This is a genomic window from Bacillus infantis NRRL B-14911 (genome assembly GCF_000473245.1).
GTDB classification, from domain to species: domain Bacteria; phylum Bacillota; class Bacilli; order Bacillales; family Cytobacillaceae; genus Bacillus_AB; species Bacillus_AB infantis.
The window spans coordinates 877867-893827 of the sequence record NC_022524.1; the positions used below are offsets into that span (position 1 = coordinate 877867).

Annotated in this window: 14 protein-coding genes; 9 read left to right on the forward strand and 5 right to left on the reverse strand. The window is 48.1% G+C overall.

Annotation, left to right across the window (positions count from 1 at the left end):
- The first annotated feature begins 5 nt into the window (after positions 1-5).
- Complete coding sequence (locus tag N288_RS04685) at positions 6-881, forward strand: aminoglycoside 6-adenylyltransferase (RefSeq protein WP_009791876.1); 876 nt, start codon at positions 6-8, stop codon at positions 879-881.
- Positions 882-898: 17 nt separating this feature from the next.
- On the opposite strand, the gene N288_RS25040 is transcribed toward N288_RS04685, so the two are convergent.
- On the reverse strand, positions 899-1063 hold the full coding sequence (locus N288_RS25040) for a hypothetical protein (protein ID WP_009791875.1): 165 nt from the start codon (positions 1061-1063) through the stop codon (positions 899-901).
- Positions 1064-1370: 307 nt separating this feature from the next.
- Here N288_RS25040 and abc-f (N288_RS04690) point away from each other — a divergent pair, with 307 nt between their 5' ends.
- A complete protein-coding gene (gene abc-f, locus N288_RS04690; protein WP_009791874.1) occupies positions 1371-3002 on the forward strand; it encodes a ribosomal protection-like ABC-F family protein in 1632 nt (543 codons plus the stop codon).
- A 192-nt stretch (positions 3003-3194) separates the two neighbouring features.
- On the opposite strand, the gene N288_RS04695 is transcribed toward abc-f (N288_RS04690), so the two are convergent.
- The 3 genes from N288_RS04695 to N288_RS04705 form a co-directional block, all read right to left on the reverse strand.
- Positions 3195-3923 (reverse strand): amino acid ABC transporter ATP-binding protein, encoded by a 729-nt coding sequence (locus N288_RS04695; protein ID WP_009791873.1) that lies wholly within the window; start codon positions 3921-3923, stop codon positions 3195-3197.
- On the reverse strand, positions 3920-4564 hold the full coding sequence (locus N288_RS04700; RefSeq protein ID WP_009791872.1) for an amino acid ABC transporter permease: 645 nt from the start codon (positions 4562-4564) through the stop codon (positions 3920-3922). The genes N288_RS04695 and N288_RS04700 overlap by 4 nt, the downstream gene beginning before the upstream one ends.
- 63 nt (positions 4565-4627) lie before the next feature.
- Positions 4628-5419, reverse strand: a complete 792-nt coding sequence (locus tag N288_RS04705; protein WP_009791871.1) for a transporter substrate-binding domain-containing protein — start codon at positions 5417-5419, stop codon at positions 4628-4630.
- A gap of 277 nt (positions 5420-5696) precedes the next feature.
- Between N288_RS04705 and N288_RS04710 the strand changes: the two genes are divergently transcribed.
- From N288_RS04710 to N288_RS04735, 5 genes are all read left to right on the forward strand, one after another.
- The gene (locus N288_RS04710) at positions 5697-6590 is read left to right on the forward strand and encodes an aminoglycoside phosphotransferase family protein (RefSeq protein WP_009791869.1); all 894 of its coding nucleotides are present in this window, start codon (positions 5697-5699) and stop codon (positions 6588-6590) included.
- Positions 6591-6644: 54 nt separating this feature from the next.
- Positions 6645-7652: a C45 family autoproteolytic acyltransferase/hydolase gene (locus N288_RS04715; protein WP_022543463.1), complete on the forward strand. Its 1008-nt coding sequence runs from the start codon at positions 6645-6647 to the stop codon at positions 7650-7652.
- 478 nt (positions 7653-8130) lie between these two features.
- Positions 8131-10032, forward strand: a complete 1902-nt coding sequence (abc-f, locus tag N288_RS04725; protein WP_009791866.1) for a ribosomal protection-like ABC-F family protein — start codon at positions 8131-8133, stop codon at positions 10030-10032.
- 106 nt (positions 10033-10138) lie between these two features.
- Positions 10139-10615, forward strand: coding sequence for a YehS family protein (locus N288_RS04730; RefSeq protein ID WP_009791865.1), 477 nt, complete (start codon positions 10139-10141; stop codon positions 10613-10615).
- 7 nt (positions 10616-10622) lie between these two features.
- Positions 10623-11330, forward strand: a complete 708-nt coding sequence (locus tag N288_RS04735) for a M48 family metallopeptidase (protein WP_009791864.1) — start codon at positions 10623-10625, stop codon at positions 11328-11330.
- Between the two features lie 400 nt (positions 11331-11730).
- On the opposite strand, the gene N288_RS04745 is transcribed toward N288_RS04735, so the two are convergent.
- On the reverse strand, positions 11731-12627 hold the full coding sequence (locus N288_RS04745; RefSeq protein ID WP_022543466.1) for a 3-hydroxyacyl-CoA dehydrogenase: 897 nt from the start codon (positions 12625-12627) through the stop codon (positions 11731-11733).
- A gap of 279 nt (positions 12628-12906) precedes the next feature.
- Between N288_RS04745 and N288_RS04750 the strand changes: the two genes are divergently transcribed.
- Complete coding sequence (locus N288_RS04750) at positions 12907-14364, forward strand: protein adenylyltransferase SelO (protein WP_009791860.1); 1458 nt, start codon at positions 12907-12909, stop codon at positions 14362-14364.
- A gap of 73 nt (positions 14365-14437) precedes the next feature.
- The gene (locus tag N288_RS04755) at positions 14438-15898 is read left to right on the forward strand and encodes a carboxylesterase/lipase family protein (RefSeq protein ID WP_009791859.1); all 1461 of its coding nucleotides are present in this window, start codon (positions 14438-14440) and stop codon (positions 15896-15898) included.
- The last annotated feature ends 63 nt before the right edge of the window (positions 15899-15961 follow it).

A 15961-nucleotide genomic window follows, 5' to 3' on the forward strand; every position in this document is an offset into this window, starting at 1 on the left:
AAATAATGAACAAACTGACTTATGAAACAATAATAGCGGGATTTATGGAGATGGCTAAAAACGATGAAAAGATCCGGGCGGCGCTCATTGTAGGTTCCAGGGCAAGAACGGAGGTGCCGGCTGACGAGTATTCCGACCTTGATCTTGTGGCTATCGTGGAAAACCCGTCTGCATTTCTTAATGATACAGACTGGCTGGGGAAAATAGGGAAGCATTATCTGACATTCCTTGAGAATACTGCCGTTGGGGGAGGAAAGGAAAGAAGGGTCCTGTTTGAAGAGGGGCTTGATGTGGACTTTGCGTTTTTCCCTGTTTCCGCACTGCCGGAGCTTGAGCAGGATCCGGAGCCGCTTGGCGTATTTGCAAAGGGTGTGAGGGTACTGTTCGACAAGGACGGCACCGTCACTGCCCTGGTTCATCAGGCGCCCAAAAACCTGCCTGCCCCTCAGATGCCTGGTTCAGAGGAGATAAGAAATGCTATCCATGATTTCTGGTACCATGCTGTATTGGCTGCAAAGAAAATCAGGCGGGGAGAGCTGCTTGATGCAAAATCGATTTGCGACTCTTATATGAAGCATTTGCTCATGCAGCTGGTACGGACGCAGACCAAGCTTAATAAAGGCCTTGCTTTTGACACCTGGCACGGTAACCGCTTTTTTGAAAAATGGGCTGATCCTGAAACAGTGTCCGCCTATAAAAACCTTTATGGAGTTTATGAAGAAGAGGATGTCTGGAGGGCCCTGCATAATACGATGAGCTTTTTCAGAGAAACTGCCAAAGATGTTTGTGTAAAAATGGATCTTCACTATCCTGAAGAAGGGGATGCATATGCAGCAGGGCTGGTGGAGTCTCTTTATAGCCAGGAGCAGCGGCCAGTGTGAGGCTCGATAAATTCCTTCTATAACTTGTCCGCAATATAGACAGAAGGAGTGTTAAAGGCAGTATCATCCGTACCATCATTGGTTTCCATATAACTGAAAAACAAATTCATAACAACAAACAAAATAATGACCAGAGCCAAAACACCAACAAAGATGAATACGGCTACTTTTTTTCCAGACATCAGGTGTCCTCCTTTTCCTTATTTTTACGTATTATATCACAATGTTCCGCCATTTTGTGGTATACTAATATCCAACTAAGTGCGAAAGGAATGATGGGTGGACGATGGATAACTGATCTTATTTTTTCTTGATTGAAATAGCATATTTCAATTCACACAAAAAATAGGATTAGTCTGCCCATTTTTCACTTATACATCATTCAGCCATTATGATAATGGTTTATTTGCTGATGCAAAGGTACGGCTAATCCTTCCAATTCAATTGGGAGGATTTTTTTGGTTCTCCCTTAAAGAGAGGGATGAGAGTATGAAGGAAATGTTGAAACTGAAAGACATTAGCTATGAAATTATGGATGTAAGCCTATTTGAAGGGGTGAATAGCAGTGTCCTGCAGGGGGAAGTGATCGGCATCATCGGAAAAAATGGAGCCGGAAAATCCACTCTGCTGCAGCTGATCACCGGTGAGAGGCAGCCTTCCAGCGGGCAGATCCAGTGGGTGGGACAGGAAGCTGATATCCTGATGGTAGAGCAGGAAACAGAATCCTATGCTTTAGGGCATCAATCTCCATTGGAAATTAAGCTGCTGGAAAAATGGCAGGTTCCTGCTGTGGGCTATGTACGGATGAGCGGCGGGGAAAAACTGAAGGCCCGTCTCGCAAAAGGCTTCGCGGCAGATGCAGGCCTTCTGCTCCTCGATGAGCCGACCAACCATCTGGATGAGCAGAGCATGGAGATTTTGAAGGAACAGATTGCAGCCTATAAAGGGACGATCATCCTCGTATCCCATGACCGCCACTTTTTGGATGCTGCGGTTTCTAAAATCTGGTCGATCGAGGATAAGCAGCTGATTGAGCATAAAGGGAATTATTCGAGTTATATGGAGGCCCGGAGGCAGAAACGGCTTGCACAGCAGCGGGAATATGAAAAGCAGCAGAAGATGGTCGAGCGGATCGAGGGGCAGCTGAATGAGCTGAGCTCCTGGGCAAACACCGGCCATGCTAAATCGATGAAAGAGGAAGGCTTCAAGGAATATCACCGTGTGAAGGCGAAGCGCCTTGATTCACAGGTGAAATCCAAGCGGAAGCGGCTGGAAAAGGAGCTGGAAAAATCAAAAGCAGCTCCTGTCGCGCCTGAGCATGAGGTCCGCTTTTCGATTTCGGCAAACACAAAGCGGGGCAAGCGGTTTTTGGAAGTGAAGAATCTTGCAAAATCCTTTGATGGGCGCAAGCTGTTTGAAAAAGCGCATTTCACCATCCAGCATGGCGAAAGAGTGGCCATAACAGGGCCGAACGGCAGCGGGAAGACGACTTTCCTGAAAATCGTCATGGGAAAGGAAACAGCAGAGGGAGAGGTCTGGGTGTCGCCGGCAGCCAGTGTCGGCTACTTGACGCAGGAAGTATTCGATCTGCCGCTCGACCAGACGCCGGAGGATCTTTTTTACCGGGAAACGTTTGCGGAAAGAGGGAAGGTCCAAACCTTGATGAAGCATCTCGGCTTTACGGCATCACAGTGGAAGGAGCCGATCGGGAATATGAGCATGGGCGAGCGCGTCAAGTGCAAGCTGATGGAATACATCCTGGAGGAAAAAGATGTGCTCATACTTGATGAGCCGACCAACCATCTTGACCTTCCTTCGCGCGAACAGCTGGAAGAAACCCTGTCAGCATATCCAGGGACACTACTGGCGGTGTCGCATGACCGCTACTTTCTTGAGAAAATAACCAGCAGCAAGCTCGTGATTGCAGGCGGGACTATTCAAAAGCAATTCGACCAGGAACCGGAAATAAGGGATGACCGGGAAGAGCTGAGGATGAAGCTTGAAACTGAAAGGCAGGAAGTGCTGGGGAAGCTCAGCTTTATGACGCCGAAAGACAAAGAATATCAGGAGCTGGACCGGAAATTTAATGAGCTTACAAGGCAGATAAGGGAGCTTGGATGAATGTTGTGCGGATATTAGGTTGGGGAAGGGTGCAGGGGACGGATATTAGCAGCTTTCACGATATATTAGCCACTTTCACTTTTTATTAGCAACTTCCCAAATATATTAGCAACTCGCCTTTTCTAAAGTTCAAATCAAAAGGAGCCCTGCCGCCGCAGCAGGGCTCCTTTCTGTTGTATCCACAAACCCGGCCTAAAGCACTTTGCCAAGAAAAGCCTTAGTCCGTTCATGCTTGGGGTTGCCGAATAATTCGCCTGGGACATCTTCTTCGACGATATATCCGCCGTCCATGAAGATGACACGGTCCCCGACTTCGCGGGCAAATCCCATTTCGTGAGTGACGACGACCATGGTCATGCCTTCACGGGCAAGATCTTTCATAACCTCGAGCACTTCCCCGATCATTTCAGGATCGAGGGCAGAGGTAGGCTCATCGAACAGCATAACCCTTGGCTCCATGGCAAGTGCCCTGGCGATGGCGACACGCTGTTTCTGCCCGCCGGATAATTCGCCGGGGTAGCTGTCCGCTTTTTCCTCAAGCCCTACTTTTCTAAGAAGTTCGAGGGCTTTCTTTTTTGCAGTTTCTTTGTCGACGCCCTTCGTTTTCATTGGGGCCAGGGTAATATTCTGCAGCACTGTTTTATGAGGGAAAAGGTTGAAGTGCTGGAACACCATCCCGACTTCCTGGCGGATTTTATTGATGTTGATTTTAGGATCGGTTATGTCATTTCCATTCACGATGACATGGCCACCCGTAATTTCCTCAAGTTTATTCAGGCATCTCAGAAAGGTACTCTTTCCAGAGCCGGAAGGGCCGACAACACAGACCACTTCCTGCTCTTTTACCTCTGTACTGATATCTTTCAATACTTCGAGTTCGCCGAATGATTTTTTCAGATTATTGACTTGGATTACGCTCATCGCAGCTGATATCTCCTTTCAATAAAGTCGCCGAGCTTGGTGAGCAGGTAGATCAGGATGAAATACATGAGCGCGACCATGCCCCATATTTTAAAAGGTTCATAGGTCGCTGATACGACGACTTGCCCTCTTTGAGTCAGTTCGGCGATTCCGATGACCGACAGGAGGGAGGTGTCTTTCAGGCTGATGATCGCCTGGTTCACAAATGTCGGCAGCATCCTTCTTAAAGCCTGGGGCAGGATGATATAGCGCATGGTCTGTGTACTTGTCAGCCCCAGTGTGCGGGCAGCTTCTGTCTGCCCTTTATCGATGGACTGAATGCCGGCCCGGATGATTTCAGCTATATAGGCGCCTGCATTGATGGCAACGCCGACAATACCTGCCGTTACAGGCTCAAGCGAAATGAACGAAAGTGAATTCAATCCAAAGTAAATGAAAAATAATTGAACGAGGAAAGGTGTTCCCCGTACTAAGTTGATGAACCAAATGGCGATCCACCTTAATGGCGGAATCGGGGAAAGGCGGAAAAGTGCGGTGATCAGCCCGATGATGAATCCAAACAGCAGACCGAGAACGGTAATATATGCAGTCAGTTTTAGCCCGGCCCATAAGACAGGAAGGGCTTCTATGAAAATATCCAAATCGCTGCTCCTCTCTTTCTCGAAAAAGACAGCGCGCTTTTGGGGAGCGCGCTGAGCAAATTCTTACTCTTCCAGATAACGTCCTAAAATCTCATCGTATGTGCCGTTATCCTTTATCTTCTGGAGGCCGCTGTTGATTTTTTCCAGCAGCTCCTGGTTTTCGCCTTTTTTTACAGAGATGCCGTACTGGTCGCCGGTCAGGCGGTCCCCGACGGTTTTCAGATCAAGGCCGCTTGTTTTAATGGCGTACGCGATAACCGGATAGTCTTCAATCAGCACGTCTGCGTTCCCGTTGGCCACTTCCTGGAACATGGACGGGCTGTCATTGAATTGGCGGACTTCTTTTATGCCGGCTTCCTCTTTAATTTCCTCGGCATGCTCCGCACCTGTTGTACCATTCTTAACGGCGACCACTTTCCCTTTTAAATCGTCTATACTGGTAATGTCGCTGTTATCTTCTGAAACAACAAGGGTCAGCCCGGCATCAAAATACGGGTCTGAAAAATCAACTTTTTCTTTGCGGTCATCTGTAATGCTCATGCCAGCAATGGCTACATCAAGCTGGTCAGCCAGGATGGCCGGGATGATGCCGCCGAAATCCATAGGCTTCAATTCAATCTCAAACCCTTCTTCCTCTGCAATGGCATTGATGATATCAATATCAATCCCTTTATACTCGCCGCCTTCTTCAAACTCAAACGGAGGATAGGTTGTATCCGTCCCAACCGTATAGGTTTTGCTTCCGTCGTCACCGGAGCTCCCTCCATCACCACTGCTGTCTGCATCATCTGTGCCGCATGCAGCCAGGACCAGCATCACTAGCATCATAAAGCTGAATAATTGTATTTTTTTCATCTAACCCCTCCTGATCTATTGTCTGATAATTCACTACATTGACAATGTTAGCAAATGTTTACAGGTAATTTCAAAGGAAAAGGCTTTCAGCAGGAGAGCTGGGTGGGTAATGTGTCCCGGTTTTGCGTTGTTATTGGACAGGGAGAAAGGCTTTGTGAGGCAGTTTATGTGTGGGGAAAAGGCAGGGGGAAAAGGTCCTGTACCTGCGTCTGTTATGCTATACTTGGAAAAAAACGGGAGAATACCTTCAGTAAGCTAGAGGGAGGCTGGGGTTTATATGCTGGGAAAAGAAGAATATCTTGAGTTCATTTCGGATGAATATCCAGACTTAAAAATAAAAAAGTTTCAAGCAAATGAAAAGGGCTGGGATAACGATATTGTGATCATTAATGAAAGTCTCGTCTTCAGGTTTCCGAAATCTGAAAATGTGATCTCAAAAGTAGAGGCGGAAGGAAAGCTCTTGCATCTGCTGAAAAAGAAACACCCCATCCTGCAGTTGCCGGATTATGAATATTTGTACCAGAATCAAATGTTAAGATGTGTCCGGTATGATTATCTCGAAGGCAGGATGCTAGGCGATATCAGCATGGACTCCTTCAAGAATAACCAGGAAAATGCAAGGCTGCTGGGCGATTTTCTAACTAAGCTGCACTCCATAGACCCTGCAGAGGCAGACACTATGAATCTGAAAACCCTTCATACATTGGAGTACTGGGAAGCCTTGCATTCATCTGTCAGGGAGGAAATTCTCCCTTATCTAAAAGACAGGGAAAAGGATCTGATTAATAGGATATTCAGGGATTTTCTTGAAGAATTCCCTGGCTATTCTATTAAAAAATCTATCATTCACGGTGATTTGACAGCTTCCAATATCATTTACAGCGAAAAGAAGGGCCGTATCAGCGCGGTCATTGATTTTACCGACGCCCAGCTTGGAGACCCGGCATTCGACTTTGCGGGCATTTACTGGGCTTATGGAGAAAACTTCACCAGGGAGGTCCTGTCCTGGTATCAGACGGATGAATCAGCAGATGCCCTCTTTAAAAGGGTTCAGAGCTTTTACGGGCTTCAGCCTATTTTTCATGAGCTCCTTTATGATGTACGGAATGGAAAGAAGCCGGACTGGAAAGCGGGACTGGGAAAGTTTGGAGCCTTAGTGTCATTGGTTTAATAAACAGCGTTGAACTCTTTAAGCGGTATGAATCTATCAAAAGGAGACCTCGATATGGAATTCAAAACGGATATTTTGCAGCTGCGGAAGGGCCCTTATGAAAACGGTGCAGCCTTGGGCAGGCACTTGTCAGGGAAACCTATAGTGAATGTGTTTAAAAGTATCACAAAGGCTGCTATCAATATAGAGAAAATGGAGGGAATCCTTAAAGCTTATTCTCCTCATCTCCTGGATGAATTAAAAGGGATTGCTGACGGCTTGGAGATTCCTTATCATAAGGCAGCAGCACTTTTCAGCGGTTATGATGTGCCCAAGGTGGCTGCCATGGGCTGTACAGCGGTTATGACGAAAGACTTTTATGTGCGCAATTATGATTTCTCCCCAGAGTTCTATGACGGTATCTTCACTCTATCAGAGAATCTGCCGGCTCTTGCGTCAGCCGGCTACAATCTTCAGGCCATCGGCCGGCATGATGGGGTGAATGAAAAAGGGCTCGCGGCAGGGCTGCATTTTGTCAGTCACGATGGCTATCAGGAGGGGCTATCGGCATGGACAAGTGTGAGGATGGTGCTGGATACTTGCGCCACTGTGAGGGAGGCTGCTGAACTTCTGAAGGAAATTCCTCATGCAGCCTGCTATAATTTCTCCCTAGCTGACAGCTTTGGCAATCAGGGGGCAGTGGAGGCAAGCCCCGATAAGGTATTGATAAGACAAGGGCCGGAAGAGTTTCATTCCTGCGTCAACCATTTCAGGTCAGAAGAGATGGCAGGGAAGAATCGTGAGCATATTGATGGGTCGATCAAGCGAACCGGTTATCTCGATTTGGTCGGAAGTAAACAGCTTTCTTTCCAGCAAACCTTCGATCTGCTCAGGGACTCAGAGTCACCGCTGTTTTTTACAGACTATGAAGATCTCTTTGGAACACTGCACACGTTTGGCTACTCTTTTCAGGACTCTCAGATAGTTACTTCTCTCTGCCAGGGAGACCCGCTGCGGATCAATCTCAAAAAATGGCTGGCAGGAAAAGATATTGAACAAACCGCAATGCAAGGGAAAATATGAGCCGGTCTTAGTATTAGTCCGCATGCTCATTTACAAATAAAGGATAACGTGAGATAATACAGAAAATTATGAAGGGGTGAAGTAAGTTTATGGAACCAACTAATTGCCAATATTAATTGATTTTAAAATTAATATGAATTTTGTATTGAGTGTTAAAATGCCTAATCTGATTAGGTCTATTTGTTATGCTCTTTATGGAATGTTGGCAAATTAGAAGGAAACTTACTTTACTCGACCGGGTTTATAATTTACGGGATCAGTCCGGCAGCTCTAGGCTGCTCCAGAGGCTGAAATGGGCTTATTTTGTGATGGGCGCATTTCAGGCTTCACTGGCGATAAATTATAGAAGCATCCAGGCTGCAGGAAGGGATATCTTCTTGCAGCCTTTTTATATGCGGAAAATTGAATAGTTGGAAGATCTTCTTTGCCTTGTCCATAAAAGTGTAGCAGCCAATATGGATGAAAGAAGGAATAAAAGATGCTCGAATTAAAATTGAACGGAATCAAAAAATATATGGAAGCCACACTGATCATGAGGAATGTATCGCTCGAAGCGTTTGAAGGGGAGAAGATTGGGATAGTCGGGGCCAATGGCTGCGGAAAGAGCACCATCCTGAAGCTGATCGCGGGGATTGAAAAGATGCATTATTATCCGGGTTATCCGCAGACATCGAGTCCCGGCTATGATGAAGGCCTGATTCATTTTCCAAGAGGGGCGAGCAAGGCGTATCTGGAGCAGTCGCCGGTTTTTCCGCCGGGCTTGACTGTGAACGATGTACTGAATCTTGCTTTTGAAGAAATCGATGAAATTGAAGCACGTATGCGTGAACTGGAGGAGCAGATGAAGGTGCTCACAGATAAGGAGCTTGAAAAAGCCTTGAACCAATACAGCGATCTGGTTTTGCAGCTTGAGGCGAAGGGCGGCTACGAGCGGGAAGAGAAGCTGGGCAAGGTGTGCACCGGACTTAAGTTCAACGATAGCTTTTTGAACACAGATTTTGATCTTTTGAGCGGCGGGGAAAAAACGACCGTTGTGCTCGGCAAGCTGCTGATCCATAATCCTGACATCCTCCTGCTGGATGAACCGACGAATCATCTTGATATGGAAGCGATCGAGTGGCTGGAAAGTTATCTGAAAAGCTGCAGGGGCATTGTCCTGATTGTCTCGCATGACCGGTATTTCCTTGACCGCACCGTGACGAAAATAGTCGAGATTGAGGATATGGAATCCATCACTTATAAAGGCAATTATTCTTCTTTTATCAGCCAGAAGGAAGAGAATATGCGGATTCAATATGAGCATTTTCGTGAGCAGCAGAAAAAAATCAACGGGATGGAAAAGACGGTGTCCGACCTGCGCGAATGGGCGATGAGGGCGGATAACAATAAATTCTTCCGGCGGGCAGCGAGCATTCAGAAGAAGCTTGATAAAATGGATATCATTGAAAAGCCTGTCTTCAAACGGAGAAATATGAGGCTGGATATTAAAGCCGCCCAGCGTTCAGGCAAAGAAGTCATCAAAGCTGACGGGCTGTGCAAAAGCTTTAATGATAAGGTTATTTTTAAAAACAGCGTCCTTTTGGTCCAATATGGAGAAAGAGTCGGTCTGCTTGGCTCAAATGGCAGCGGCAAAACCACTTTCCTGAAAATGCTCCTCGGCGAGGTGCTGCCAGATGGAGGCACAGTAGAGCTCGGCGCCAATGTGCAGGCAGCCTATCTGCCGCAGAAAATCGTATTCAATGATGAAGAGCTGACTGTACTCGAGGCCTTCCGGGAGGACATTTCCATTGTGGAAGGAAAGGCCCGCGAGTATTTGGCTAAGTTCATGTTTTATAAAAAAAGTGTCTTCACGAAGGTGAAGCAGCTGTCAGGCGGCGAAAGAATCAGGCTGAAGCTGGCGATGCTATTATACCAGGATATCAATCTGCTGATCCTGGATGAGCCGACCAACCATCTGGATATCCCATCGATCGAAACACTGGAAGCTGCCTTGGAAGACTTTGAAGGAACGATCTTCTTCATCTCACATGACCGTTATTTTATCAACAGAATCAGCGAAAGAGTGGTTGCAGTAGAAGATTATTCGCTGAAAAACTACCCAGGCAACTATGATTCCTATAAAATGATAAAGGAACAAAAAGCCGTCCAGGTGATGCCAGTGCCTGAGGAGAAAAAGAAGAATCAGCATTCTTATCCAAAACAGGACACGTCAGCTGAGAAGGCTGAAGCAAGAATACAGCGGCTTGAGCAGGAATTAAAGGAGATTGATGCCTTCATGGCAGAGGCCGGAAGTGATTATGACAGGCTCAATCTGCTGTATGGCAGGAAAGAGAAATTAAATAAAGAACTGGAGGAAGCCATCGGGCTTTGGCTGGGATGAGAGTTTCTCCGGTTCATCAATAAATTGGGACAGTGTGCCTGTCCCGGTATTACAGGAGTGTGTTAACGTGGATAATAATGATATTTTGATTCGGTGCAGGTATGCAATGGATATTAAGAATAACGATGTAGTGGAGATTTTCAAGCTGGGCGGAATGGAATTTACGCGGGAAGAAGTGCTGCTGATTCTGACGAAATCGCCTGATTTGGAGGATGATGCGGCTCCAGTGGCAACAGATAGGCATATTCCGTGCACAGATGACATGCTGGAAACGTTTTTGAATGGATATATTGTTTTTAAGCGCGGCCGGCAGGAACCAAGGCCAGGTGAGCCGGAAGCGCCGCAGGTCAGGCTGTCTGACAATGAACATCCTAATAATCTATTGCTGAAAAAGCTGAAAATAGCATTGTCCCTGACAAGTGAAGATATGCTCGATGTATTCAAGCTGGCAGGGCTCACAGTGACTAAAGGCGAGCTTGGCGCTTTTCTCAGGAAAAAAGGCCATAAAAACTATAAAGAATGCGGAGACAATTTTGCCCGTAATTTCTTAAAAGGATTAACGGTTAAATATAGAGGAGAATGAAGGTATCATGCTGCACACATTTCAAGGGGAGACGATCAGTTTTCAGATTGTCCATAAAAACAGGAAGTCGGCCGGGATTTATATCGATGGTCTTGGCCATATTGAAATCCGAGTCCCTAAAGGCACAAAGGATGAAAGTGTGCTGAAGCTGGTGGAGGAGAGATGGGATTGGATCCTGGAGAATACCCAGGAAATGAAGGACCGGCTGCAGGGCCCAAAGGAACGGAGCTATGACCGGGATGAGAAGTTCCTCTATCTGGGGAAATCTTATCCTATTGAAGTAACCATTGATGCCGGGGTTGAGCAGGATTATGCTGCAGTGGACGGAGATAAGCTGCGCATTTTTGTGAAGCAGCCGGGGGATGAACAGATCCAGCAGGCTCTGAAGCGGTTTTACTATCAGCAGTGCAAAGCGCTTGTTGAAAAAAACATTCAGGCCAATCAGCAGTATTTCAAAATGAAGCCGCAATCTATTCGCATCTCCGACAGCCCTACTACATGGGGAACCTGCGACTCCAGCCGCCGGCTTACGTTCAACTGGAAGCTGGCCATGGCTCCGCCGAAGGTGATTGAATATGTGGTGATCCATGAAATGTGCCATATGATGCATATGAATCATGACCGCTCCTTCTGGCGCCTCGTCGGGAAGCGGATGCCGGATTATAAAGAGCAGGAAAGATGGCTGGCTCTTTCAAGCTGGCAGATGACGGTTTGAGCGGAGTTTGGGGGACACCAGCCTTGTGGGGCTGGTGTTTTTTAGTTGGCGGGGAGGGTGATTTTGGGCTAGTTGCTAATAAAAAGTAAAAGTTGCTAATATATCTGGAAAATTGCTAATAAAAAGGAAAAGTTGCTAATAAAATCCAAAACTTGCTAATATATCGAAAAAGTTGCTAATAAACATGATCCAGCCCGCAAACATACCCTCCATTTGGGAGTGAGAATGTAAAATTCCTGCCGGCAGGGGCTTTCTAAAGCTAAATTCACCAAATATCATCTGCTCAAAGCACCATTTCCCGGTCCGAAACCTGAATCCATCCAAATACTCCACCCCAAACCCACACAAAAAAAGCTGCCCTCCAGCGCAATAAGCACCATCGGGCAGCTTTTTCAAATGATCAGCTGTCTAAAAAGTCGTCTTCCATATAGCTCGGGTTCGGATATTTGTAAAATCCTTCGCCTGTTTCTCTTCCAAGCTTGCCTTTGTCGATATAATCCCGCTTCAGCATTTCAGCCAGTTTGGCGGATTCTGCCATGCCGGCCTGGCCTTTGCCGTTTGCGATATTGTAGGCAGTTGTGACGCCGACGATATCGAGGATGGCGAATGGGCCTTTTGGCGCGCCGGTTGCGATCATCCAGGTTTTGTCGATCGTCTCCGGATCGGCAACGCCATTCAAGAGCAGCTTTTGGCCTGCTTCCAGGAATGGAACAAGCAGTGAATTCAGGATATAGCCGGGCTGTTCTTTGTGCACAGGCAGCGCAACCATGCCGATTGCTTTCGCAAACTCGATGACATCGTCGAATACTTCCTTGCTTGTGCCGGGATGTCCCATTACTTCTGCTGTATTGTTTGTCCAGATTTCATTCGCAAAGTGCAGTGCCAGGAAATGTTCCGGACGGCCTGTCGCGTCAGCAAACTGGCTTGGCAATAGAGTAGAAGAATTAGTGGCAAAGATGGTTTTCTCAGGTGCCACAGACCCGAGCTTTGTATAAAAATCAATCTTGATCTGCACGACTTCTGGAACTGCCTCAATCACGAGGTCGGCATCAGCAACCGCTGCAGCCAGGTCACTGTGGAAGGAAATGCGCTCATAGGCTGAATTTACTTCTTCTTCACTGGCTCCAAGGTCCTCCTGGTAGCGCGGCTTCAGCTTCCCGATTCTATCTCTTGCACGGTCAAGTGCCTCGTCGTTGATATCATATACAGATACATTGAACCCTTTAAATGCCGTCTGGAATGCGATCTGGCTTCCAAGCACTCCGCTTCCGGCAACGGTTACATTCTTGTAATTCATAGAAAAAACTCCCTTTCTATTTGTATCATTCATAGATTTACTACCACTCTTATTATAAACCTAAGCTGAGAAATTATAGAAGTATAATGCTTGGGTAAAAAGAACTATACCGCCGTTCTTAAATAGGATGATGCACAAAAGTCCCGCACAGTTCTCAGCCTTTAAAAACATCCATCCGCTCCTCCCGTGCATTCCGCGCGTCAACTGAAAACGGAAAGGGTATAATAAAACTATCGACTGCAAATAGGATTTTTATGTCAAAAACGTAAAGGGGATACAATGACAAACAGCAATAGAACAGGGTGGAAGTTAGATAACAGCTACACACGCCTGCCGGAGATGTTTTTTACAAGCCAGGATCCCAATCCTGTGGAGGCGCCGGAGCTGTCCATTCTGAATGGGCCTTTGGCGGCTTCACTGGGACTGGATGCTGAAGAGCTTCAGAGTAATGAAAGCATCAGCATTCTGGCCGGAAATGAAATGCCTGAAGGAGCGTCGCCGCTTGCACAGGCATATGCGGGGCATCAGTTCGGCCACTTCAATATGCTTGGGGACGGCCGCGCGCTCTTGATCGGCGAGCAGATCACCCCGGAAGGCGACCGCTTTGACATCCAGCTGAAGGGCTCGGGGCGGACACCTTATTCCCGCGGCGGAGACGGCCGGGCGGCACTAGGCCCGATGCTGCGCGAGTATATCATAAGCGAAGCGATGCACAGCCTCGGAATCCCGACGACCAGGAGCCTCGCCGTTGTCACGACAGGTGAAATGATCCGGAGGGAGACCATGCTGCCCGGCGCCATTTTAACAAGGGTAGCTGACAGCCATCTCCGTGTCGGCACCTTCCAGTTCGCCGCGCAATTCGGTGAGAAGGAAGATGTCAAAGCTCTTGCGGACTATGCCATTCTCCGCCACTACCCGGAAATAGAGGGACACGAGCAGCCTTATCTTGAACTCCTTAAAGCGGTCATCAGGCGCCAGGCCTCATTAATCGCCAAATGGCAGCTGGCCGGGTTCATCCATGGGGTTATGAATACCGATAATATGACGATCAGCGGCGAGACGATCGATTACGGCCCATGTGCTTTTATGGACACCTACAATCCTGAAACTGTCTTCAGCTCCATCGATGTGCAGGGACGCTATGCCTACGGAAATCAGCCGTACATGGCCGGCTGGAATCTGGCCCGTCTGGCGGAGAGCCTCCTGGTCCTTCTGCATGATGATCAGGACCAGGCTGTTGAGATTGCCCAGAAGGAAATTTCCGGTTTTATGGACATTTACCAGGGCAACTGGCTGGAAGGTATGGGGGCAAAGCTTGGGATCTTCTCTGTTGAAAAAGAAGACAGAGCGCTAGTCGATGAACTCCTTTCCCTGATGAAGGATCATCAGGCGGATTATACGAACACATTCCGGGCCTTAACGATCAGCAGGGAAACAGCTCTAGAGGGCAAGCCGGGTTTTGCCGAGTGGCATGATAAATGGAAGTCCCGTTTGGAAAAACAGGATAGGACACCAGAAGACATCAAAACGCTGATGCAAAACAGCAATCCGGCAGTGATCCCGAGGAACCATAGAGTGGAAGAGGCCCTTGAGGCGGCTGTTGAAGGAGACTACAGTGTGATGGGCAGGCTTCTGAATGTGCTGGCAAAGCCATATTCTCATGCAGAGGCTGACGAGGGATATTGCACTGGTCCCGATGATGATGGAAAAGGCTATGTAACTTATTGCGGAACCTGATCAGCAGGAGCTTGCCCCGATCATGGGGCAGGGCTCTTTTTTTGAAAAAAATCCAAAGGGAGAGTGTGTGTGAATGGATTCAGCCATTGTGAAAACCAAGCAGGGATTTGTAAGGGGTACTGAGGGAGGCGCTGCCACAGTATGGAAAGGCATTCCTTTCGCAAAAAAACCGGCCGGCGAGCTGCGCTTTCAGCCTCCCGAGCCGCCTGAAGCATGGGAAGGAACCCTCGAGGCGAATGAATTTGGCCCTGTTTGTACGCAAAATAAAGATATAGCAGCCATGCTTGGCGCGCCTGCTGACAATATGTCAGAAGACTGCCTGTATTTAAATATATGGGCACCGGCAGGTCCAAGGGAAGGGCTTCCGGTTATGGTATGGATCCATGGCGGCGCCTTTCGGGCAGGTGCCGGGAGCAGTCCTCTCTATGATGGGACAAGTATGGCGGAAAACGGCGGGGTTATTGTCGTCACGATCAACTACAGGCTCGGCGCATTCGGCTTTCTGCACCTTGCCGGAGTGGACAGCAGCTATACAGCGAACCTTGGATTGCTTGATCAGGTTGCAGCTTTAAAATGGGTCCGGGAAAACATTGAGGCTTTTGGCGGCGATCCTGAACAGGTGACGGTGTTCGGGGAGTCGGCAGGTGCGATGAGCATCGCCTCTTTACTGGCCATGCCGGCTGCAAAGGGGCTGTTTCAAAAGGCCATCCTGGAAAGCGGGGCATCGCAGATCATCCCGCCGGAGCAGGCTTCCATGATAGCGAAAGCGGTGCTGCAGCAGCTGGGCATTGATGATCATAACATGGAAAAATTAAATGAAGTGCCGGCAGAGGATATTTTGAAGGCTGCGGAGCGGGTCACCGCGGGTCAGGGGCCGGGTATGATCTTCCAGCCGACGGTTGATGCTGAGACACTGCCGGTTCCTCCGCTGCAGGCAATCACTGGAGGAGCAGCAGAAGGGATTCCTGTCATGATCGGGACCAATCATGATGAAGGGGCCTTTTTCTTCAGGCCGGGCTCAGCCCCTATGCCAGGCCCTGCAAGAGATGAAGCGATGGCCAAGCTCATTGGTCCGGAGGCGGCGGAAAAGGTGAAAAGGCATTACCCGGAAACAATAGAAGGGGAATCCCAGTTCATGACCGATTTTGTTTTCTGGAAGCCTGCGATTGAATATGCTGCCGGGCAAACAAAGCATGCTCCTGTCTGGATGTACCGGTTTGATTGGCATATTCCCGGGCATCCCCATGTCGGCAAGGCAGCACATGGACTGGAGATTGCGTTTGTTTTTTCAAACCTTTTCTACTTCAGCCGGCTTGGCGTCCAAGTGGATGAAACCATACAAAGACTTTCCCGGCATATGCAGTCAGCCTGGATTTCGTTTGCCAAGGCGGGCAATCCGAATGCGGCTGGTGATGACATGAATTGGCCGGCGTACCAGCCGCTGGACCGCTATACCTATATTTTTGACAGTGAAAGCCGGGTTGAAGCTGACCCTTACAAAGAAAAGCGTGAGCTGATTACCGGACGGGGATAATGGCCAGGTTAGTTGTCCCGCTTCTTCAACAGGCTGGGACAACTAACCTGGCACCTTCGTCCT